The sequence below is a fragment of the Vibrio sp. 1731 genome (assembly GCF_033339955.1).
GTDB lineage: Bacteria > Pseudomonadota > Gammaproteobacteria > Enterobacterales > Vibrionaceae > Vibrio > Vibrio alginolyticus.
The window spans coordinates 223537-245283 of record NZ_JAWOVO010000009.1 but is presented as its reverse complement, the minus strand read 5'-3'; the positions used below and the strand labels follow the sequence as shown (position 1 = coordinate 245283).

The 21747-nt window shown below is 43.2% G+C and carries 21 protein-coding genes; 12 read left to right on the top strand and 9 right to left on the bottom strand.

Annotated elements, in window-relative coordinates; all coding sequences use genetic code 11:
- Positions 1-123: 123 nt before the first annotated feature.
- Positions 124-756, bottom strand: a complete 633-nt coding sequence (locus R7035_RS13245; protein WP_005375522.1) for a LysE family translocator — start codon at positions 754-756, stop codon at positions 124-126.
- A gap of 229 nt (positions 757-985) precedes the next feature.
- Between R7035_RS13245 and R7035_RS13240 the strand changes: the two genes are divergently transcribed.
- The 3 genes from R7035_RS13240 to R7035_RS13230 all read left to right on the top strand — a co-directional run bounded on the left by R7035_RS13240 (position 986) and on the right by R7035_RS13230 (position 2914).
- A complete protein-coding gene (locus R7035_RS13240) occupies positions 986-1813 on the top strand; it encodes an AraC family transcriptional regulator (protein ID WP_005385198.1) in 828 nt (275 codons plus the stop codon).
- Positions 1814-1892: 79 nt separating this feature from the next.
- A complete protein-coding gene (locus R7035_RS13235; RefSeq protein ID WP_005375526.1) occupies positions 1893-2603 on the top strand; it encodes an AzlC family ABC transporter permease in 711 nt (236 codons plus the stop codon).
- Entirely contained in the window at positions 2603-2914 is a 312-nt protein-coding gene (locus R7035_RS13230; RefSeq protein WP_005375528.1) for an AzlD domain-containing protein, read from the top strand. The genes R7035_RS13235 and R7035_RS13230 overlap by 1 nt, the downstream gene beginning before the upstream one ends.
- Here R7035_RS13230 and R7035_RS13225 read toward each other — a convergent pair.
- Positions 2911-3525, bottom strand: a complete 615-nt coding sequence (locus R7035_RS13225; protein ID WP_017635857.1) for a fumarylacetoacetate hydrolase family protein — start codon at positions 3523-3525, stop codon at positions 2911-2913. The two genes, R7035_RS13230 and R7035_RS13225, sit on opposite strands and share 4 nt — an antisense overlap.
- 221 nt (positions 3526-3746) lie before the next feature.
- The gene (locus R7035_RS13220) at positions 3747-4805 is read right to left on the bottom strand and encodes a porin (RefSeq protein WP_017821605.1); all 1059 of its coding nucleotides are present in this window, start codon (positions 4803-4805) and stop codon (positions 3747-3749) included.
- Between the two features lie 609 nt (positions 4806-5414).
- Here R7035_RS13220 and R7035_RS13215 point away from each other — a divergent pair.
- The 3 genes from R7035_RS13215 to R7035_RS13205 all read left to right on the top strand — a co-directional run bounded on the left by R7035_RS13215 (position 5415) and on the right by R7035_RS13205 (position 8366).
- Positions 5415-6386 (top strand): porin, encoded by a 972-nt coding sequence (locus R7035_RS13215; protein ID WP_005375535.1) that lies wholly within the window; start codon positions 5415-5417, stop codon positions 6384-6386.
- A gap of 464 nt (positions 6387-6850) precedes the next feature.
- Positions 6851-7708: a DMT family transporter gene (locus R7035_RS13210; protein ID WP_005375542.1), complete on the top strand. Its 858-nt coding sequence runs from the start codon at positions 6851-6853 to the stop codon at positions 7706-7708.
- A 43-nt stretch (positions 7709-7751) separates the two neighbouring features.
- The gene (locus R7035_RS13205) at positions 7752-8366 is read left to right on the top strand and encodes a glutaredoxin (RefSeq protein ID WP_226084041.1); all 615 of its coding nucleotides are present in this window, start codon (positions 7752-7754) and stop codon (positions 8364-8366) included.
- 126 nt (positions 8367-8492) lie between these two features.
- Here the strand turns inward: R7035_RS13205 and R7035_RS13200 are convergent, their stop codons facing one another.
- The 3 genes from R7035_RS13200 to R7035_RS13190 all read right to left on the bottom strand — a co-directional run bounded on the left by R7035_RS13200 (position 8493) and on the right by R7035_RS13190 (position 10477).
- Entirely contained in the window at positions 8493-8627 is a 135-nt protein-coding gene (locus tag R7035_RS13200; protein WP_017635854.1) for a hypothetical protein, read from the bottom strand.
- A gap of 133 nt (positions 8628-8760) precedes the next feature.
- Entirely contained in the window at positions 8761-9108 is a 348-nt protein-coding gene (locus R7035_RS13195) for a hypothetical protein (protein WP_005375501.1), read from the bottom strand.
- Positions 9109-9283: 175 nt separating this feature from the next.
- A complete protein-coding gene (locus tag R7035_RS13190) occupies positions 9284-10477 on the bottom strand; it encodes a multidrug effflux MFS transporter (RefSeq protein ID WP_158173156.1) in 1194 nt (397 codons plus the stop codon).
- Between the two features lie 105 nt (positions 10478-10582).
- Here R7035_RS13190 and R7035_RS13185 point away from each other — a divergent pair, with 105 nt between their 5' ends.
- Both R7035_RS13185 and R7035_RS13180 read left to right on the top strand, forming a co-directional pair.
- Complete coding sequence (locus tag R7035_RS13185) at positions 10583-11470, top strand: LysR family transcriptional regulator (protein ID WP_025768470.1); 888 nt, start codon at positions 10583-10585, stop codon at positions 11468-11470.
- A gap of 183 nt (positions 11471-11653) precedes the next feature.
- Positions 11654-13474 carry a putative bifunctional diguanylate cyclase/phosphodiesterase gene (locus R7035_RS13180; RefSeq protein ID WP_005375494.1) on the top strand — a complete coding sequence of 607 codons (1821 nt, stop codon included), beginning with the start codon at positions 11654-11656 and terminating at the stop codon, positions 13472-13474.
- 106 nt (positions 13475-13580) lie between these two features.
- On the opposite strand, the gene R7035_RS13175 is transcribed toward R7035_RS13180, so the two are convergent.
- On the bottom strand, positions 13581-14864 hold the full coding sequence (locus R7035_RS13175; protein ID WP_064369150.1) for a peptidoglycan DD-metalloendopeptidase family protein: 1284 nt from the start codon (positions 14862-14864) through the stop codon (positions 13581-13583).
- A gap of 124 nt (positions 14865-14988) precedes the next feature.
- Positions 14989-15618 (bottom strand): hypothetical protein, encoded by a 630-nt coding sequence (locus tag R7035_RS13170; protein ID WP_206952743.1) that lies wholly within the window; start codon positions 15616-15618, stop codon positions 14989-14991.
- Positions 15619-15818: 200 nt separating this feature from the next.
- Between R7035_RS13170 and R7035_RS13165 the strand changes: the two genes are divergently transcribed.
- The 4 genes from R7035_RS13165 (at position 15819) to R7035_RS13150 (ending at position 21173) form a co-directional block, all read left to right on the top strand.
- Positions 15819-16220: a GFA family protein gene (locus tag R7035_RS13165; protein WP_017635849.1), complete on the top strand. Its 402-nt coding sequence runs from the start codon at positions 15819-15821 to the stop codon at positions 16218-16220.
- A 153-nt stretch (positions 16221-16373) separates the two neighbouring features.
- Positions 16374-17045 (top strand): YoaK family protein, encoded by a 672-nt coding sequence (locus tag R7035_RS13160; protein ID WP_005375484.1) that lies wholly within the window; start codon positions 16374-16376, stop codon positions 17043-17045.
- Positions 17046-17500: 455 nt separating this feature from the next.
- Positions 17501-18865, top strand: a complete 1365-nt coding sequence (locus R7035_RS13155; protein ID WP_017635848.1) for a YjiH family protein — start codon at positions 17501-17503, stop codon at positions 18863-18865.
- A 436-nt stretch (positions 18866-19301) separates the two neighbouring features.
- A complete protein-coding gene (locus R7035_RS13150) occupies positions 19302-21173 on the top strand; it encodes a methyl-accepting chemotaxis protein (protein WP_054574423.1) in 1872 nt (623 codons plus the stop codon).
- Positions 21174-21317: 144 nt separating this feature from the next.
- Here R7035_RS13150 and R7035_RS13145 read toward each other — a convergent pair whose 3' ends face one another.
- Positions 21318-21659 (bottom strand): hypothetical protein, encoded by a 342-nt coding sequence (locus R7035_RS13145; RefSeq protein WP_080276968.1) that lies wholly within the window; start codon positions 21657-21659, stop codon positions 21318-21320.
- Positions 21660-21747: the final 88 nt, after the last annotated feature.

The following is a 21747-nucleotide window of genomic DNA, read 5'->3' as shown; positions in this document are numbered from 1 at the left end:
CTGTGACTGAAGCATAGGAGTTCCCTCCAATCGTTGCCTACTTTAAGTATAACAACAGTTAAAGGGAACATAGCCAAAACAAAAAGCCAGCAATTGCTGGCTTTCTGATGGAATATGATAACTTTACAAGGCGAAACTACTCAGCATCCACAACGCCAGAATAACAAACACTAACCCCATTAGTTTATGTTGATACGTGCGGAATTTTTCGTTCTCGAGCAGCCCTTTGCCCAATGTGCCTGCTAACCCAACAAGTAATAAATTGAATGACAAGCCAAGAACGTTCAACAATAACCCTAGCGCTAGCATCTGCTCACCAGAAGATGCCGTGATATTGCTTGAGACAAACTGCGGCAAAAACATCACAAAAAAGACCAAGGCTTTAGGGTTGAGCAAATTACTCATCAAAGCACGTTGATAATAAGTTGATGCCATTTTGTTTTGACCATCAAGCTCTGGAGCCGAAGATGCCTCAGCTCGTAAGCAGTCCCAACCCATTTTTAACAAGTAAGCGCCACCTAGTAGATGAAGGACTTTAAGGGCTATTGGGCTCATGGCAATCAGGGTAGATACGCCCATCGCAGCAAGCAAAGTAAGAATAACACCAGACGTCGCATTGCCTAAGCTAGCAAAAAGACCGACCTTCTTACCGTAACTCATACTAGAACTCGCTATCAGCAACATATCGGGCCCTGGTAACAGCAACAAAGCCACTACTGCGGTGAGATAAACAGGAAGTACAGATAAATCAATCATGATGGAACCGCTTTTCTACAACAAGGCGGCGAATGTTATACCAACAAAATAACATCATCCAGCCCAAAATAGCCAAGATAAATCAAAAAATAAAAATCATAGTTTGCCCAGCTGAAAAATAGCAATCAATTCGCCTGTTTATCAAAATCGAATAGCAATTTTGTACAAAAATAAGCACGATGGATCCGTTACACTTCTAAAATGATTTTCTTGAGCAGACCGGATAAAGATGAAAGAAAAGAATAAGGAAATCGCTACCTTCAAGATAGCTCAAGAGCTCGGCGGTTTAGAACTTCTCGATGCAAAGTATGAGAAGCAGAATTTTTCACGCCATAGCCACGAAGGTTACACTATTGGTGTCATCGAAAAAGGGGCACAACAATTTTTTAGGACGGGCGGGAATCATATCGCGCCACAGGACAGCATCATCCTTGTTAATGCAGATGAAGTACACAACGGGCATTCAGCCTCGGAAGGCGGCTGGGAATACAAAGCAATGTACCCCGTACCTCAGCAGTTTCAAACTTTAGGACAAGAGCTTGGTTCACCAAATGTAGCTCTGCCCTATTTCCCTCAACCTGTGGTTTACGATCCTGAGCTGGCTAGTCAGTTACGATTGGTATTTGAAACACTAGAAAAATCAGACAACCGTTTATTGAGAGAAACTTTGGTTTACGGCACGTTGATCAAGCTAGCCAGTAAACACAGCACTCATCGGGCACCACTGAAAGAATCAACCAGAGCTCAGCGACAAGTGCAGCTCGTCAGAGAGTTTTTGGAAGACTTTCCACAAACGGACGTCTCACTAGAAGAACTCGCCAAACTGTCTGGATTAAGCCCTTTTCATCTGCTGAGAGAGTTTCAAAAGCAATTTGGCTTTCCGCCTCATGCCTATCAAATTCAGCAACGTTTACGTATGGCGAAGAAGCTACTAAAAATGGGACAAAAAATTTCAGACGTGGCACAAGAATGCGGTTTCCATGATCAAAGCCATCTGCATCGACACTTTAAAAAAGCCATGGGCGTCACTCCCGGCCAATACGTCCGTCACAGCTAAAGCAGCAATATTGTACAAGGCGTTATGCGACTACCGAGCTATCTTGGTAATCTGATTTAGGAATAAATAAGAAGAAACTATGGACCACACTTTGCCGTTACAAAAAGAATCAAAAGCCACGCTATTTTGGCAAGGTACACTTGCGATGATGCCTCTGAGTATCGCAGTGCTCCCTTGGGGCTTACTCGCAGGCTCATTCGCAATTGATACTGGGCTTCACCCTTTGGAAGGACAAGCACTATCCGCCATTTTGTTCGCAGGTTCTGCACAGCTCGTCGCGATGGGAATGATTAAAACGGGAGCAGGTCTAGTGACCATGTTACTGACAACGTTTTTTATCACCTCTCGACATTTCCTTTACAGTGTATCGATGCGCAGTAAAATTGCACCGCTCCCTCTAAAATGGCGATTATCACTCGGCTTCTTACTTACTGACGAGCTGTTTGCGATTGTAGGCCACCATTCCGATAAACAGTTTAATCGCTGGTATGCACTTGGGGCTGGTCTGAGTTTTTACCTGTTTTGGAATGTCGCGACATTGACGGGCATTATTGCAGGAAGTCTAATCCCTGAACTGAACGAAATGGGTTTGGAATTTGCTGTAGCCGCTACTTTTATCGCGATAGTAGTACCCACCATTAAAAATGCAGCGGTGCTCGCGAGTGTTATTGTGGCTTTGGTGAGCTCAGTTGCCCTAACCTATTATCAAATTGAGGGAAGTTTGATGATTTCGAGCATTTTAGCCATGCTTACTGGTTACTTTGTGGAACAAGTAAAGGAGAAACGCTAATGATCATGTTGGCTATTTTACTGATGACGGTACTTGTTTTCACCAGCCGCTACTTGTTTTTAGAACCCAAGCTACCATTGCGATTAGGGACGCGCACTCAAAAAGTACTCAATTACGCTAGCCCAGCAGTACTGACTGCGATCTGGGCACCTATCGTTTTCATTCCAGATGGGGAGCTCAGCGTCAATGTGCAAAACCCATTTTTACTGGCTGCCATACTGGCTGCTTTAATCGCGTATTTTACTAAAAATGTTCTTTTAACGACGGTTATCAGTATGGTGGTATTTCTCGTTCTACGAATTTGGCTTTAATCCGCCAACCACTCAATCTCCAACAAGGTGACATCGCCACACTTTAATCGACCAAGGAAGATGTCACCTTCATGTACCTCACCAACGCCCTTTGGTGTACCGGTCATCACTACATCGCCATCTTGAAGTGTTGTGTAACTGGTTAATTCATCCAGGATAGTTAGCGGCGGATAGAGCATTTGGTTAACGTGACCTTTTTGTACACGAACACAGTTGATTAAGAGCTCAAGGTTAAGATCATTGATATCAATGTTATCCAAAGAGACAAACCGACTAAACACAGCAGAGCCATCAAATGCCTTAGCTCGCTCCCACGGCAACCCCTGATTTTTAAGCGAGGATTGCAAACCACGCTTGGTCAGATCCAATCCCAAACCAACCGCTGAATAACGTCCATCCTTGATCAAAAAGCAGATTTCAGCCTCATAATGAAGGGGCTCTTGATGGAATGAACGCAGAGTTGTTGATACGGAAGTTGCGGGTTTATTAAATACCACCATTTGCTCAGGCATTGCATTATTAAGCTCATGAATGTGTTCAACGTAATTTCGTCCAACACAAAGCACTTTACCCACTTCTACTTTCTTTTCTTCAACTTGAATAACACTCATCATTCTTCCCTGCAAAACAAAAATCCCATCATAATCTAACCTATTGACTTAACGACACTAAATAGCAACCTCTAGTGTAAAAAATAAGACATTCACCCCGTTTTGAATTTTGTATCATCTAATTGAAACAGCAAAGTATTTGTAAAACAAATAGACAAAAAAGCCAGCACGAGGCTGGCTTTAGATCAATGAGCTTGAATAATAGTTCTCGCTAAACCCTATTATAGGTAGTAACGAGCACCTAACGCCCATTTGTCATCAGTTTCACGACCATTGTCGTCATTTAGGTCAAACTGGTAACCCGCGTAACCAACAAATTTAGGCGTGAAGTTGTATTCTGCTTGTAGTGCCATTTCTTCACGAGCAGTTTCTGTTTTAGAGTTCTTAAACTCTTTACCTTCCACCATTTCATAGTTAACACTCAAGTTTAGGCTGTTCGCCAGAGCGTATGCGATGATCGCCTCGTACGCATCACTTTCTTCTAAACGGTCGCCTTTTGCACTGAAGTTCATGTTTTCGTTTGAACCATAAACCGCAGCAAGGAATAGGCCTTGGCCGTACGCACCGTAAGATGCTGATACAACGTGTGATTCCGCCGTGTGCTTACCTGCATATGCAGGGTGCTGGAAATCGCCGCCATTGTAAGAGTAACCGATTTTAGCGCCCATGATTGAGTAGGAAAGCGCAGCTTGCACACGGTCATCGTATTTAGCACCGCCAGTTATAACTCCAGCATCGTTGCGCGTGTAATCATCGTTTGCACCCTGCCAACCAAGACCAAAGTTGATCACACCCGCTTCACCCAGCTCGATGGCATTACGGTAAGAAAGCATTTTATCCGCACGGCCAGTGCCAAGGTTTCCATGATCGTCATAGATGAAGTCGTTGGCAAACGCGATTGGCATATCTGCAATACCTGCGACATCGTAGTAAGGTGACCATTGCGTACCACCTACTGCACGACCATAAACCTCATGCGTTATACCTAAGTAACCTAGACGAGTTTTAAACGACTCTTCACCACCGTCTAAGTAGTTTAGCGCCCATTCACCACGTGCGTCTGCGGTGAAGCCATTACCCAAATCCTGTGTCGCAGAGATATTGATACGAGGAGAGTTAGTACCCACATCCGTGTCACCTTGCTCTGATCCATTTAAATTAACAGAAACGTGGCCGCCCATCGAAAATGTTGTGCCATCGTTATTATATAGTTCCACTGCAACTGCTTGAGTACCGAAGGTTGCTGCCGCGATTGCCGCTGCTAATAATTTTTTATTCATTTCTAAATCCATTACTTATTAGTTGGTTAGTCAGTTTTAGACCCGGCTTTGGTTCACTTTCGTAAAAACGAAATGATGAACAAAGAGAGGAATACAAAGGCTATCCGAGGCATCGTTTCCACCAGATTAGTTTTACCTTTGTGTAACAACTGCCGACACTTTATTTGATTAGTTCCTGACAACCGAGTGAAAAGATCTCAGACAAAACCTAAAAAGCAATCGTTTACTTAGCCTTCAAGAAATCGAGAAATAAAAACCTTACAATAAGAAATGCTTTAGAGAGAGTTAGCTCACAAATAGCTGATGATTCGCTATTTTTAGGCCAAACTTCCCTGCCAAATTGAAATGTTTACTTACATTTAGGGTCAAGAAACAATTCAGGAACTTTTTGAAAAAAACACAGTCTTCAACGGAGAGGAAAAAACCTCAAAAAAGATAAACCTTTCTTTTTATAAGTGGTATGAGAAGGGGCACTTATTCTCGCCAGCAATAAAAGTGCAATCAAATCATAACTTAACAGAAATCTATCTTTCATTTTCAGCCTTTACCTTAGCGTCATCAACACATCGGGCAAGAAAGCCCATCGATTACAACTAGGGTAATAAGAAAATGAAAAAGGCAGCACTAACTACTGCAATTCTTACAGCATTGGTATCAGCACCATCATTCGCAGCAACTGTATACAAAAACGACGGTACTGAATTAAAAGTTGGCGGCCGCGTTGAGTTTCGTGGTGACTTCATCGGTTCAGACGGTGCTGAAGTTGAAGGTTCCATGGAAGATAAAAGCCGTGCTCGTCTTAACCTAAAAGGTAAAACAGACATCGGCAACGGCCTTTCTGCTTTCGGTGTTTACGAAGCCGAACAAAAAACGGGCAAGAGTGAATTCAAAAACCGCTACATGTATGCAGGCGTCGACTCTGATATCGGTGCTTTCTCTGTAGGTCGTCAAGACATGGCTGCAGTTATCATCTCTGACATGACGGATATCACAGAATTCTCTGGTGTTCAGCAAGTTATTGATTCGTCGTCTGATAAGCAAGACAGCGTTTTCGCATACCGTGGTGCGTTTGATGCACTACAACTTCAAGCAACCTACCAAGCAAACTCTAGCGATAACGAAGATAAATACGGCATCTCTGGAATGTACTCACTACCAATGGGCCTCGACTTTGGTCTTGCATACTCTGGTGGCGATGTAGATAAAGATAACTCTGAAGATCAAATTCTAGGTGGTATCGCTTACTCGATGGATAACCTATACCTAGCAGGTACTTATTCTCAAGGTTCCCTGACTGACTCTGAAGACTTTACGGCTTACGAGCTAGTCGCAAGCTACAAAGTAGCAAGTAAAGTGACACTTGCAGCTCTATACACAGCTCAAGAGAATGATCCAGACAACGGTTCAAAGTACGACACAGTTGAAGGTATCGAGCTTGTTGGTTACTACAAACTAAACAGCAACTTCCGTACTTACCTCTCTTACTACATCAACCAACTTGATGAAGCAAAAGATGCAACAACAGGTCTAGTAACAGAAGGCGAAGATACACTGCGCCTAGGCGTACGTTACGATTTCTAATTCACTCTTGCCCTAAGAGCGAGTCCACTTGGCCAGCACCTTTGCTGGCCATTTTTTATTTAACCCAACACAACTCGATAAGTTTTCACACTATCCAAGCATCGCTCAGCAATGAAAAACGAGCGTAACGACGCCTACTTCTGCCCTCTTTTAATGCGATTGATCACTAAGTTAGTGCATTTCATCTAATCGACAACATAGAAAAACCAAAAAACCATTTAAAATCAAATATATAAAAGTTGGCACGTGTTCTGCAATATTATTTATGCAAATGCATGGCAGCGTTTGTGCTTCTCGTTCTTTGTACCTGTTATAACAGGCACGTCCTTTGAATTGGTAATGTCGCCTCCCTCTGGGAGGCATTTTTTTATTGGCGCGAAAAACAATAGGACGTATGATCCCGCCACCTCTATCAAACTGGAATTTTTCAATTGAATCATCATCCTGTTCAAGGTGCGTCCTGGATGCTAACAGCTGGCTTGGCATTCGCCATAGTGAACAGCTTCGCCCAAATTGCTAGCATCAACTTTGGTGTCTCTTCCACCACATTTGCGTTATTCCAATATGCAATCGCCTTATTTGTTATTCTGCCCTACCTACGTACACTTGGGATTAGACGTTCTTTAAGAACCCAACACTTTGGCTGGCATGCATTCCGCATTTTTCTCTCTGTTATCGGGATTCAACTTTGGTTATGGGCTCTCGCTTACCCAGTTCCAATTTGGCAAGGCATTGCACTTCTCATGACCTCTCCGTTATTTGCCACAGTTGGTTCTGGCTTGTTACTCAAAGAGAAAGTAGGTACTGCACGCTGGCTCGCTACATTGACGGGGTTTGTTGGTGCCATGATCATTCTTGAGCCTTGGGCAGACTCATTTACATGGGCGACCCTGCTACCTGTTGGCGCCGCATTTTTCTGGGCAGCGTATTCATTAATGGTTAAAAAAATGTCGGTAAACGATCCGCCATCAACCATGGTTGTCTATTTATTGCTGCTGATAACACCATTTAATATCTTGTTAGCGATACCGACGTTTACTATGCCAGATACGTGGACGATATGGGGTGTGCTTTTAGCCGCAGGTGCACTTACAGCACTCGCTCAATGGGCTATCGTTAAAGCATATGCAGTAGCAGACGCCTCATTTGTGCAACCATTTGATCACGCCAAACTGCCTTTGAATGTTGTTGCTGGTTGGTTGGTGTTTGGTTGGGTGCCACCTGGTCGTTTATGGTTAGGTGCTGCGATTATTATTGCATCTATTGCGTTTATTACGCATTGGGAAGCGAAAAAGACAAAGTTAGTTGAAAGAAAAATCTAATTTAAAAGTTCTATATTTTCAGGAAAGGAAATGAGGAACCCATATGAGTCAATCAATCAAAATTACACTGTATCGCTGGGCTGGTAGTTGGGGCCCATTCAAAGTCAATATTCCTTGTGGTGAATGTACATTAACCAAAGATATTTTAAAGGATACTTTTGAAAACGAATTAGCCGATGTGCCCGTTGAACTCGAAGTAAAAGATTGGTTATCTCACTGGTGGGAACCATTAAAAGCGGGGGCTTGGCATGCACCCATTCTTCTTGTCGAAGGGAAAGTTATCAGTCAAGGAGAAGCATTGAATCGGGGTGTGCTTGTACAGTCTGTTATTGCTGAGTGGGTAAAACGCGATGAGCTAAAAGGCAACATTGTTTATGGTAAAGCAACTTGCCCTTACTGTGTCAAAGCCAAACAATTACTTGACGAGGCTGGCGTTCAGTATGAGTACCATGATGTAGTTAAAGACAGCGCCGCCTTATACCGCATGATTCCTGAAGTAAAAGCCATCATTGGCGAAAAAACACCGGTAACAGTGCCGCAAATTTGGTTAGATGGAAAATATATTGGAGGCGCTGACGATTTAGACAAGTGGTTATCAGCAAAGGGGCTAGATAAAGTGCCTAACAATGTTGTGGAGATACCAAGCCAATCCGCGTAATTCTAGATTTAAATGTCATCAGTCTTTGAGTAGCGTTTGCCAATGTTGTGCAATATGTTGGCTACTTACTAACAACAAAACAGAGAAAAGCAAAAAGCCCTGATTTTTCAATCAGGGCTTTTTAAATTATTTCGCCAGTTTTTTAATAACACGAGCAAAAACAGAAGCTTTTTTCTTCTTCGCTTTACCGTAAAGCGCTTTGTGCATCGCGTCTTTTGCAATCATCTGGCCAATATAAGCACCACCAAGTTCGTTACCCATGACCTTCTCCTGAATGTATTGACTTAACTATGTTGTAATTTTACACCACAACTAGATAAAAACAAGACTCCAGTCACATTTATTTTGTAATTAACTTTCAGTTTGGTTTTCGTGGATTTCTTGAAATGAGCGTCTATCGCTTAGGTTGTTGGTATGTTTTACCCGCTGCGACGTACGTATCTTTCTGTTTGATTTCAAAGAATGTTTCAAAGAACCACGCTGCAAACTTGATCAAGTGATCGCCTTCATTCATGACGTGCTCTACGTATTCTTGCTCTTCTCCGGACTCATCTTCTTGAGTGGTAATATGGTAAATACGTTTCTCACCATCAACTTCTGCAAGGCCAAACTGACCCGTTAGGGATTGCGCCGCTTGTGCAACTTCTTCTTCCTCACACGCCTTCAAGATTTCAAGTGCCTTTGGCATGCTTTCTTGCTGAGTAATTTCTTTTACCAGTGTTTCAAATTCGTTTTGTTGCATTCTTTCACCTAACGATTAGAGATCGGATAGCCATTGGGCAGAAATGTATTCCAAGCTTGAGAGAAGTATCAAGGTTCGCCCTCTCCTTTCAAACCAAGTCATTCAGTATACACAACAGGCCAGACTTAATTTAGCTGCGCATTTTAGAAAGCCGACCTTCTGGTTGCAAGTATATTCAGATGGAAGTTTCTGCTTGAACCGTCCCTTCTGGCACTTTACGAAATTGGCTTAGTACAAGAACAAAGCAAGAAAGTAACGCAATAAACAAATAAAACACCCCAAGCTGCTGCTGATTCGTAACCCATGAGTCTACTAAGTACCCACCAAACAAACCTGCTAAACACATTTGAATAGAACCAGATAGCGCAGAAACCGCGCCTGCCTGTTGCTTATGTGGTGAAAGTAGCAAACTGATCGATACCGGGAATGACATTCCTTGAGCAAAACTTAAACACGTGAATGCCGTCAGCAATGAAAATACACTGAAGGGGGTAACCAACAACATGAAGCCAGCAATAGCAACAATCGCGAAACTCATCAGCAAGATTTGCTGAGCTTTGTAACGAGCATTGATCAAATTCAGCACTAAGCTACCCGTCAGCAAACCAACTGATGGTATGATCATCAAAGAGCCGTAATCTGCCGCCGTTAATCCTAACTCTTGTTGCATTAAAAATGGATACAAGGAGAGCGTAACCAGAGCCGATAAATAACTAAGCCAGTTGTAGCTCGCACTACCAATCACTTGTGTATTCGTTAACAGACGCAAATAGTTCGCGCTTACTTCGCCTACTTTAAATTTTCTCTTCGGATAAGGCAGCGTTTCTGGCAGCACCAATAAACCAAGTGTAAAAATTGCCATTAAGTAAATCAGCACAAACACGAAGACAGCATGCCAACTCAGGTGAAAAGCAATCCAGCCACCAAACAGCGGAGCAATAATTGGCATCACTGAAGCAGTGACTGAAATATAAGATAGCGCTTTGGTTAATTGCATACCGTCATAACTATCACGCAGTACTGACCGACCAAGTACCGAAGCGCTGCCCGCTCCTAGGCCTTGCAGTAACCGTCCCGCTTCAAGGGCAACAATGTTGTCCGAAAACACGATGCAAATAACCGTACCAACTAGATATACACTTTGCCCCAGAATAAACACTGGCCGACGACCAATCGCATCAGACAATGGGCCGTAAAAAAGCTGAGAGATACCGAAGCCAACGAGAAATAGCGTGACGAGATTCTGAATCGAATGTTGCGGTAAATTCAAGTCATGACCAATCAATGGCAAAGAAGGAAGATAAATACTAACGCCAACTTGGCCTGTGGCAATGATCATCATCGCTAATAACAATGGTGTTTTACGCAAACGTTCCTCCTACTTTGTGACAGATTGATGGCAAACAGTGTATATTTGATACTCAAAGATGATAATCAGCTAAGTTGGAAAGGAATTAATTCCCAAGGAGATACAATGGACTGGATTCAAAGCGTGAAGAGTTATATTCGTGTGGTCGAAGAAGGTAGCTTTAATGCCGCAGCGCGGAAACTCAATACCACCAGCTCAGCTATCAGTAAGCGAGTTCAATGGCTAGAAGATAAAATTGGCGTTCAACTACTCAAACGTACGACCCGCTCAATTAGCCAAACTGAAGCTGGTGCGCTGTTTTATCAACGAGCAAAAAGTCAGCTTGATTCATGGCAATCGGTATTAGATGAAACTCGCTCAGTCAACCAATCACCAGCGGGACTATTAAAAATTGGGGCAACGCTGGCCGTTGGTTCCAAGTTTCTAGTTCATTATCTTGATGATTTTCTTGATAAATATCCAGACATCACACTTCAATTAACAACAACGCTACCAGGCCAATTGCCAGAGCTAAGCTTAGACCTGTTTATTAGCCGGGAATTAGAGCAACTGAACTCTCTAAGTTTCAAAGCTACTGCACTTTTCGAACATAAAGCCCAGTTTTACGCCGCGCCTAGTTACCTAAAGAAATATGGCACACCACAATGCGTTGAGGATCTGACAGAGCATAATGTCCTGATTTGGGGAGAAAAACCCTCACGAGAAATCAAAACAAATCGAGGCAAACGTATCAGCTTGTCCGGTAACTTTGCCACGACCAACCCAGAAGCGCTGTTTCATGGCGCCAAAAGAGGCATGGGTATTTTGATGACGAACAACGTCATGATCAAAGATGATCTCAAATCCGGCGCGTTAGTCCCTATCCTGCCCGATATCACAGCGGATAAAGCCACTGTATATGCCTACTATCCAAAGCTGGATTATCAGCATACCCGAACTAAGCTATTCCTCGATTATCTCAAATCACGATTGGAAGAGGAGAAGCGCGCCTAGCTTAGCGTTTTTATCGTTATAGCTTTAAAAGGTTCAAGCATAAAAACATGAAAATAATGATTTGTTCGTTCACAAAATTTGAAAAATCTGCCTTAGTAACCGATAGTTTATTTGATGCATATCAAATAATAATTCGTCGTGTCTTACACGATATGTTAATAACAACGCTAGGTGAAATGCTCAATGGGTCAGGTACAAATCAGTTTCCACAAAATTGATGAGATATTGAAGCTAAACGGCACGGCTCAGCTAAACCGAGTCACGCTAGATATTCATCAACACTTGCAGAGCCATTGCACTTGCGTTGTAGAAGTTGCGCATCTTCAGCATTCGGCTCATACCATCTCCTTCGCCAGCAATGGAAAAATTACAGACAACCTAAGCTACCACCTTTCAGGCACCCCCTGTGAAAAAGTGGCGAAAGACATTGGCGAACATATTTTCTATCAAGACCAGGTATACAAGCGTTTTCCTGAAGATCAGATGTTTCAAGAAGATGGCATTCAAGCTTACATTGGCCTGCCATTGAAGACACAAAATGGCGAAGTTCTGGGAATTTTACTGTCTACCTTTACCCGAAGCATCCACGCGAAAGAAGCGCAAGATATCCTCGACTTCCACCGATTTTATGCCAATGTCATTATTCATAGCTTACGTGAAAAGTGGGTCAGTGAACGTTCAGATAAGCTTCTTAATCAGCTTAGCTATGAGGTATCGCATGATAACCTAACTGGACTGCTCAACCGTAGCTGTTTAGCTGATACCTTGGAGACATTAACGCAGCAGGCGACTCGCCCATTCAGTTTGGCGTATCTTGATATCGATAATTTCAAATCGATCAATGATATCAACGGAAACTATATCGGCGACCAAATCATTAAGTTCACAGCTAACGCCATTCAACAGAGCTTGTCGTCGCCAAACAATGCGTTCCGTGTTGCAGGAGATGAATTCGCCTTCATCACGTACGACGAAGATCCTGTCGCCGTGTGTCAGGAAGTACTCGACAAAATTGAAAGCGGCTACAGCGACAAATCTAACCGGATTTCTTTCACCGTTAGTATTGGTATTGCACGTGCCCCAGTACATATGTTGAACAGCGATGAGCTGATTTTGAATGCCAGTCTCGCTCTCAAAGATTGTAAAAAACACCGCGATACACGGATTCAGCATTACGACACACACCTTAGTGCGTTATACCACCGTAGGACGCAGCTTATTGAGGCAATGCGAATCCAGCTAAGTACTGATATACAAGACAGCGATGAGTTATATGTAGTGGTTCAACCGATCGTCGATATCACGAGCGACCGCTGGAATTACTTTGAAATTTTGACTCGTTGGAATAGCAATATCTATGGAAATATCTCTCCAGCGGAGTTCATTGAAGCTGCCGAGCAATCAGGCCTGATTATCGAGTTAGGTGAACGGATTATTGAACTCGCGTGTATCGCAAAGCAAGAACTCGAAGCGAACCTAGGCTATAAAGTCAAACTCTCCATCAATTGCTCAGCGTATGAGCTGGTTGATTCCAACCGTTATATTAATCACTTAACCAACATGGTTGAAAAGTATCAGCACGAAGCAAAAGACTTTGTTATAGAGCTCACCGAGACCGTCTTACTCTCACAAAGTGGCCGTGAACAGATGGTACTTAACTCGTTGCGATACTTGGGTTTTAAAGTCGCACTGGATGATTTTGGTACGGGATACTCAAGCTTGAACTATATACACAATTATCCGATTGATAGCATCAAAATCGATGCTACCTTTGTGCAGAACATGCTCTCAAATACAACCTCTGAACAAGTAGTGTTTTTGATAGCGCAATTGGCAGAGCTGCTTGATGTGGATTTGATTGCCGAAGGCGTAGAAGACGATAGAGCACTACAAAAGTTAATTGAAATGGGCTGCCACTACATCCAAGGTTATTTTTACTCTCGTCCACACAGTGTTGAAGAAATCGTACACCTGATAAATGAACGTGAAGTGCGGAGTGCCTAACGTACTGAACAGACTGCTGTCATAGAATTCAAATCTAGTTAATGCACAAAGTAAAAGAGACCAAGCTATGCTTAGTCTCTTTTTGTTTTTTGAGCGAAGTACTTTATTACAGCACTGCTTTCTCTTTATCGCGTAATAGTCTATCCATTTCATCTCTGTTCGCGACAAAAGTAGCCATCTCTTTCTTAGGAACAGAACTCGCCATTGGGATATTTGCTCGCATAGCGTTAACTGGACGGCCGTATTCAATCAACTCATAGTGAAGGTGTGGCCCAGTCACTCGACCTGTTTTACCAGAAAGACCGATACGCTGGCCTCGAGAAACCTTTTGCCCTTTCTTCACCAAAATCTTACTTAGGTGTAAGTAACGGGTTTTGTATTTGCTGCCGTGCTCAACAACCACGTAGTTACCCGCATAAGGGTGTTTACGAGTCATGATCACTGTACCATCACCAGTAGAAACGACTGGTGTACCGGTTGGTACAGCAAAGTCAGTGCCGTTGTGCGGCGCAACACGCCCCGTTACTGGATGTAAACGATTAGGATTAAAGCCAGAACTGATACGCCAACGGCTACTTACAGGGTAACGCTGGAATGCGCGCTGTAAGCTTTCACCTTTGGCATTGTAGAATTGACCATCAGTATGAAGGTAAGCGGTGATCTCGCGGCCGCGATTATAAATCTTAATCGCCTCAATTTCGTTCTTACCTGTTGGTACACCATTGATGCTTTGTGAGCGACGAACAACTTCAAATCGATCACCTGCACGAAGATCACGTCCAAAGTTAAGTTGTTCTTTGAGTAAGCTTACGACTTGACTCACTTCCGCCGACGTTAAACCTAAACGACTGGCAGAAGAAGAAAAACTGCCTTGAATAACGCCAACTAAAGGTTCTTGGCTCCACACGCCAGGAATGGAAATATCAGTAAAGTCATAGCTACCATCACTATTCAGCTTGTAGACCACTTTATCTGCAATAGAAAATTGCAGTTCCATTTTCGCTAACTCGCCTGTTGCATCATCACGCCAGAAACGGAGCGTATTGCCCGGCTTAAGTGTATCAAGTGCCAAGTAGTTCAAATCCGTTTCCATTACTTTCATTAACGAGCTGTAACCGAAACCTAGCTGACTAAAAATAGTGCTTAGGTTGTCACCTGTTTGGATTTGATATTCGAAGTTCGGGGGAGTGACAACTTCGGCAGTTGTCGCATCAAGAATTTTTTCAACGACCTGAGATTCAGGTAGGTTCAATGCGATGGTTTTGGTTAAAGATGACTCTTTGAGAGAGTGAGAAACACCAATCGCAACTAAAACTGGCAAGGAGTATAACAGCAGCGCTCTACGACTTGTCAGATTCGGCAACCGTCTTGTAATTTCATTTGTAGACACGGGAATTACTATCTCCTTTCAAACAAGGCTCATAGCTTATGCATTCCCGAATAAGAAATCACTAGGAAATTTCGAGATCTAGCGCAGAAAATACTGAATTTTTACAGAACTCAAAAAAAATTCATCACTGTTGCATATGTAAGTTATTCCCTACACGCTGTAATGTGGATGAATTGAATTGATTTGGCGTGTCTGCCATTGCTTGATCGTCACCGTGCGCTAAATATGAAAGCGTGATAGTTGTATCACTTTTCCATTCGAGCTGAGTAAATTTCACGCGGTCACCAACAAAAATACTGTCTAAAAGGACAACTCGGCTCGGCAAGGGGTCAAACTTGAACAAGCCAACATAGTTAAACGAACCGCTACCTTGTGTCGTTACAATCATCGGTGCAACAACCCATGAAACACCTTCAATCTCACGCTGACTAATCGACGCAGTTGGAACAAGTACCTGACCTTTCGTCACACCTGCATCATAGTCACCTATCAAATAGCCGTTTTCTTTATCCCACTCATCAAGAAAAGTGACCGCACCCTGCTCGGGGACTTGGATCGTCCAAGGATTACGTGCAGTGATACCAAGCGTCTCTTGCACAATAACGTTCGTTTCTACTTTTGTTTGAGGAAACTTAGCCATGATCTCGTCATCAGACAAACTAAAACGATAAACACCTGCGATCACAACCACAACCAATAAAACGATTGGAATAAGTAGAATAAGTGGTATCGGCAGGATTTTTTTGTGAGTCATGAAGAGTTCCTTGTTTCAAGGTATAAACGAAAAGCGAGTATACCATTGTATACCCAAATGATTTCACCTCTTCAAGTGTTTCAAAATTAAACTAAACTGATTGTATCCAAATAGTTTCAAGTCCAGAGCTCATAACGAGCTAGTGACACAAGCTCTGTGCTCTAGGTCTATTGGTGTATTGGGACAAATAGGTAATCACGATGACAAAAACCATTCATACATGCGAGTGCGCCTGCGGTTTAGTTGAGATCCGTTGTAAGGGAGAGCCCACCCACACGTCTGTCTGCCATTGCTTCGAATGCCAAAAACGAACTGGCAGTGTTTTTGGGGTACAAGCTCGCTTTGAAAAAGAGCACGTCACTTTAAACGGTGAAGTCACTAGCTATACCCGAATTGGCGATGATGGCAGTGAGGTTCAGTATGACTTTTGTCCATCCTGCGGCACGACAATGAGGTTGTTCGTTTCTGCATACCCGGAAATCATGATCATTCCCGTCGGTCTATTTACCGATAAAGAGTTCCACCAACCTACCGTTTCAGTCTATGAACAAATGAAACACGGGTGGGTGAGTTTCGAATGCACAACGGAACACATCTGCTAGCGAGCAATCCGCGTTCACGTATTTACTTTGGCTCGGACAAACGACCTATAAGTGAGATTTTTTTGAGAATGATCAATCGAGTTTTACTGTAAAGGGTTTCGTAACTCGGTGTGAGCGTTATAATCGGCTCCTAATATTTGGTTGGGGTTTATTGTGATTTCCAGACTTCCTCGTTGGGTGGAATATGGCGCGTTTCTACTAGCTCTTCTCGCGGGCTGCGTCAACGCCGTTGGTCTTCTCGGCTTTCAACACCAAGCGATAACTCATCTTTCGGGAACCGTAACTCAGCTAGGGAACAGCTTGCTAACAGGTGTGGATAGCTCCATTCACCTGCTCTTCATCGTATTTAGCTTTTTGATTGGCGCTGCCTTTAGCGGCTTTTTTATTGAAAGCAGTGCGTTAAAACTAGGGCGAAGATATGGTGTTGCACTGTGCATAGAAGGGAGCTTGCTCTTACTCAGCTTGGGCTTTTTGGTGCAAGGGGATTTGTACGGCCAATATCTAGCATCAGCAGCATGTGGATTACAAAACGCAATGATCACCACGTTTAGCGGCGCAGTAGTCAGAACCACACATATGACCGGAATCATCACCGATCTAGGGATTATGATTGGAGAGAGCTTGAGAGGTCGTCAATTTGACCGACGTAAAGCAAAATTATTCCTATTCATTTTCTTTGGCTTTTTGTTTGGCGGCGTCGCGGGAGCGGCTCTATTTACGGTATATGGTTTATATACGCTGGTTTTCCCAGCAATATTGGCTTTTTCTACAGCTCTGATTTACTGGAGTTACCTATACATACTTAGCCGTCAACAAAAAGCATAAAATTTCGATCCGATTGAAGCGACATGCTTCAATCGGATTTGGCTCAATAGGTTCACACTGCAACGGTACAAGAAACGCTGAACGGTATTTTGACACCACTAAAAACCTTAGAATAGATAAGGCTAACTGAATTTCTGGCAAAGAAGTTAGTTAGATCAAAATCACATTTGTTTACCATTTTATTATTCCAGTCACAATGCGCCCCATAATTCACTGCGCAATTCGCCCCTCGTGCTACAATTTTCTAACACAAGCAACATATTCGCATACACTTAGACGTTATTTGACCAATTACCCGACAAATCGGCTGAATAACTAGATGTATTTAATGAATAGTATTGCAATGGATGCAGTTTGCGGGTACCCTCCGCAAAACTGTGATTAAATACGGATGTTTAGTGAATATTTATGTCATGGAAATGGCAAGTATTGACTAGTAGTAACACGAGACAACTATGCATAACACCACTAATGCTACTGAAGCTCCTAAGGGCAACTTTTGGATGTTTTTCATCCCTTCCCTAATTGGTCTTCTACTCTTTATGGCTCCGATCTCTTACGATGGTGGCCTAACCATTCCCGTTGCCGTGATGGCAAAAGTCATCCCAGCGGTGTTAGGCGATACCTTGATTGCTATCGTCACCAGTATCATCGCTTTCATGGCCGTTGCTTCTGTTCTTTGCAAAATTTTTAAGCCAGCTGCAATTTTACGTAATGGTTTTTTAAACGGTCTCTTCAACCCATCTCCACTTTGGCTCGTTGTTCGTTTAATCGGCGGCGCTGCCGTGTTAATGACGTTTTTCCAAGTGGGTCCAAAAGCAATTTGGGAAGAAAACACTGGCGGGCTTGTTCTTACTGGTCTCCTACCTACTCTGTTTGCCGTTTTCATTTTCGCGGGTTTACTGCTTCCGCTTCTTTTGAACTTCGGTCTTCTGGAGCTATTTGGTGCGTTACTCAGTAAAATAATGCGTCCGGTATTCAACCTACCTGGCCGCAGTGCAATTGACTGTATGGCATCTTGGTTAGGCGACGGAAGTGTTGGTATCTTGCTAACCAGCAAGCAATACGAAAATAAGTTCTATACTCAGCGTGAAGCGGCTGTTGTCGGGACCACTTTCTCAGCAGTATCGATCACGTTTAGCCTAGTTGTTATCGCTCAGGTAAAACTAGAGCACTTATTTTTGCCTTTCTACGGCGCTATCTGTCTAGCTGGTATCGTAGCTGCGATTATCATTCCTCGCCTGCCTCCGCTTAGTCTGAAGAAAGATCGCTACATTGACGGCAGCAACCCAGATAAAGACGCAGATGCAGTGCCAGAAGGCCACACCACATTCTCTTGGGGTATGGATCTAGCTCTTAAGCGTGCTGGTCAAGTCACATCGGTTCAGTCTGTATTTAAAGAAGGCGTACACAACGCAGTCGACATGGTATTTGGCGTATTACCTGTAGTGATGGGTCTTGGTACCGTTGCATTGGTGATTGCAGAATACACACCTGTATTTGCAATTCTGGGTCAACCGTTTATCCCATACCTAGAGCTACTGCAAGTCCCTGAAGCTGTTGCAGCATCACAGACAATCGTTGTTGGCTTTGCGGATATGTTTATTCCAGCAATTTTAGCGGCCTCAATCGATAACGAAATGACACGTTTTGTTATTGCAGCAATGTCAGTAACTCAGCTTATTTACATGTCGGAAGTAGGTGCCCTACTGTTAGGCAGCAAAATTCCAGTAAACATTGTAGAGCTCTTCGTAATTTTCATTTTACGTACGTTAATCACGTTACCTGTGATTGCTGGCGTTGCTCATCTTATTTTCTAAAATCGAGACGTCAATTAACAAAGGCTCCGCATCGTCGGGGCCTTTTTTATACCTAAAACTCCGTCCACATTAGGCTTTTAGTAAAAAGCTCATAATTTACAAAGACAAAACTTCAACAAAACACCTTTCAGCACCAACAAAATTTTCATCACCTCACCTGTAAAGCCAGTTAATGCCACTGTTTGTTAAGCAATTCTTTTCATTATGACGATTTCATTAATTGAGCTCGCAAACATGATCACACTCACAAGTTTTAACGTAAATTGTCGGTTTGTTTAAATTTAGTTAAAAAAGACGACAAATGAGTTCATGTTTTTGACAAAGATGTCGATAAAAATATAACCAAACACAATAGGTTTCTCTTTATGCCCAATTCGCTCGGTTTAAAAGAGGCGAAAGCAAAGTGGAACCAACCGGGAGAATCAGAGGAAAGCTCATGAAATTCAGACATAAGGTTGTCACAGCCTCTTCATTTTTGCTGCTAATTACCGTGTCGTTATTGTCGACACAACAAGTTATGACCATCCGCTCCCAAACTCAGGAGCAAATCGACTCAAGTGTCAACGAGATATTGACCAGTGTTGGTAACACTGTGCAATCAGAAATGAATGCAAAGAAGGATCTCGCTCGCTCCATTACTGAAGTGATTGAGCTTGACCCCAGTTCACATAGCTATGTTCAAAACATACTTGAAAGACCCACACCAAAAAGCAGCTTCCTTGCCATCGGTTTTGGTTATGAAAGTAATGGCTTTGTGATTGAAAATGACGACGGCTGGGATGCGGGTCCAGACTACGACCCACGTCAGCGTCCTTGGTTTATTGCAGCTAAGAGCAAAGGCGATTTGGTCGTAACCGATCCGTACGTCGATGCGTCTTCGAAAAACGTTATCATCTCTGTTGGTACACCAGTAAAAGAAAATGGCCAGTTTTTAGCCGGTATGTTTTATGACCTCGAATTAACTACCCTTTCAGATCTGGTCAACCAAGTGAATCTGTTTGATGCTGGTTACTTATTTCTGGTCACCGCTGATGGCACAACCATTGCTCACCCTCAAAGTAAATACAACGGTGAGAAAGTCGGTAGCTACCTCCCGCAAATCGAACTTACGCAATCAGCACAACATGTTGAGATTGATGGCAACCGCTACATGGTTAACCTGACTCACATTCCTGGCGAGAACTGGTACGTAGGTTCGGTGATCGATGAAGCTGTTGCCTATTCTGCCGTAGGAGAGCTTCGTAACAACGCTATTATTTATTCAATCATTGCCGTGATTGCATCTATTATCGCCCTAACTCTGTTGATTCGCACTCTCATGCGTCCTTTGGACACGCTAAACAATGCGATTAAAGATGTAGCATCAGGGAAAGGCGACCTTACACAACGCCTCGAAACAGATACTGACCAAGAGTTTTCTGAGCTTGCCACAAACTTCAATACGTTCATGGAGAACTTACAACAGCAAATCATTGAGTCGAAACGTATTTCTGATCAAATTTTAAACGGAACTCAAATCACCGCTGAGGGCGCAAAAGACTCGGCAGGCGCAATTCACACTCAACTGCAAGAGCTAGAACAACTTGCTACCGCGATGCATGAGATGTCTGTCACCGCGACAGAGGTTGCTAATAATGCGCAAGGTGCGGCAAGTGCAGCCAAAGAAGCCGACCAAGCAACGGTTGAGGGGTCTTCTATCGTTGGTGAATCGACACAAACGATAAACATGCTTTCCGATAGCATTGACCTTGCAGTCGAAGAAGTACAAGTGTTGGAATCTGCTACCGCCAATATCGAAACGATTCTAAAAGTCATCAACGATATTGCGGACCAAACGAACTTACTCGCGTTGAATGCCGCAATCGAGGCTGCACGTGCGGGAGAATCTGGCCGAGGCTTCGCCGTTGTTGCAGATGAAGTCCGTACACTGGCACAACGTACTCAAGAGTCGACAACAGAGATTCGTACTATGATTGAGCAACTACAATCTGGCGCTTCTTCTGTGGCAAATGCCATGCATCAAAGCAAAGGTAGTGCTATAGAGGCCGTTGAAAAAGCGGATTTAGCAAATAGTGCGTTACAACGCATTCGTGACGCGATTCAGCGTATTTCCGATATGAACTTGCAAATTGCCTCAGCAGCGGAAGAGCAAAGCCTTGTCGCTGAAGAGATCAACAACAATACGGTGAATATTAAAGACCTATCGACTCAAGTCGCCGAATCGGCAAATCGAACCAACGACGCGATGCAGGCGCAACAAGAAGATGTACATAAACAAGATCAAATCTTAAATAGATTTACTGTCTAACACTCATCTAAGCAAAAGCAGCGAGCACCGGCTCGCTGTTTTTGTTTTTAACCCTCAACCCTAGTATTGGTCGATGTTACATGTGACATGTTGTTGCTATTAAGCTCAACATTACAAGAACGCCGACTATGTGCCCTTTCAAGTTTAATTGAACTCGACATGGATATAGCGATCATTAGAACGGCGATAATAACGGTCGTCCACTTTTAGATAAGTGAAATCTCCAATCTTTATGTAGGTACTATTCCGAGGAATTCGGTCATGGTAATAGTAACTGCGCCTTGGTCGTCTGGTCTCCACATAAATAACGTCACGATGTTTGTGTTTATGCTTGTGCTTGCGCTTGTGTTTATGATGGTGGTGATGCGCATGATGGTGATCGTACCGATGTCCATGCTTATGCTTCGGGTCAGCCACCGCTTCTGTACTCAACACACCTAAAGACAACATAACGCCAACCATGGCAAAAGATAATTGCTTTGACACAACAGAGCCTCTTATTCATATCAACATCGATATAATAGAAGGGTGAATCACTGTACATGTCAGCCTTTCGCTAAGGAGTTTTACTAAA

What these genes read in the sequence shown, in the direction of transcription:
- R7035_RS13245 (WP_005375522.1), bottom strand. Translation starts at nt 756, where the DNA reads ATGATTGATTTATCTGTACTTCCTGTTTATCTCACCGCAGTAGTGGCT.
- R7035_RS13240 (WP_005385198.1), top strand. Translation starts at nt 986, where the DNA reads ATGAAAGAAAAGAATAAGGAAATCGCTACCTTCAAGATAGCTCAAGAG.
- R7035_RS13235 (WP_005375526.1), top strand. Translation starts at nt 1,893, where the DNA reads ATGGACCACACTTTGCCGTTACAAAAAGAATCAAAAGCCACGCTATTT.
- R7035_RS13230 (WP_005375528.1), top strand. Translation starts at nt 2,603, where the DNA reads ATGATCATGTTGGCTATTTTACTGATGACGGTACTTGTTTTCACCAGC.
- R7035_RS13225 (WP_017635857.1), bottom strand. Translation starts at nt 3,525, where the DNA reads ATGAGTGTTATTCAAGTTGAAGAAAAGAAAGTAGAAGTGGGTAAAGTG.
- R7035_RS13220 (WP_017821605.1), bottom strand. Translation starts at nt 4,805, where the DNA reads ATGAATAAAAAATTATTAGCAGCGGCAATCGCGGCAGCAACCTTCGGT.
- R7035_RS13215 (WP_005375535.1), top strand. Translation starts at nt 5,415, where the DNA reads ATGAAAAAGGCAGCACTAACTACTGCAATTCTTACAGCATTGGTATCA.
- R7035_RS13210 (WP_005375542.1), top strand. Translation starts at nt 6,851, where the DNA reads ATGCTAACAGCTGGCTTGGCATTCGCCATAGTGAACAGCTTCGCCCAA.
- R7035_RS13205 (WP_226084041.1), top strand. Translation starts at nt 7,752, where the DNA reads ATGAGTCAATCAATCAAAATTACACTGTATCGCTGGGCTGGTAGTTGG.
- R7035_RS13200 (WP_017635854.1), bottom strand. Translation starts at nt 8,627, where the DNA reads ATGGGTAACGAACTTGGTGGTGCTTATATTGGCCAGATGATTGCAAAA.
- R7035_RS13195 (WP_005375501.1), bottom strand. Translation starts at nt 9,108, where the DNA reads ATGCAACAAAACGAATTTGAAACACTGGTAAAAGAAATTACTCAGCAA.
- R7035_RS13185 (WP_025768470.1), top strand. Translation starts at nt 10,583, where the DNA reads ATGGACTGGATTCAAAGCGTGAAGAGTTATATTCGTGTGGTCGAAGAA.
- R7035_RS13180 (WP_005375494.1), top strand. Translation starts at nt 11,654, where the DNA reads ATGGGTCAGGTACAAATCAGTTTCCACAAAATTGATGAGATATTGAAG.
- R7035_RS13170 (WP_206952743.1), bottom strand. Translation starts at nt 15,618, where the DNA reads ATGACTCACAAAAAAATCCTGCCGATACCACTTATTCTACTTATTCCA.
- R7035_RS13165 (WP_017635849.1), top strand. Translation starts at nt 15,819, where the DNA reads ATGACAAAAACCATTCATACATGCGAGTGCGCCTGCGGTTTAGTTGAG.
- R7035_RS13155 (WP_017635848.1), top strand. Translation starts at nt 17,501, where the DNA reads ATGCATAACACCACTAATGCTACTGAAGCTCCTAAGGGCAACTTTTGG.
- R7035_RS13150 (WP_054574423.1), top strand. Translation starts at nt 19,302, where the DNA reads ATGAAATTCAGACATAAGGTTGTCACAGCCTCTTCATTTTTGCTGCTA.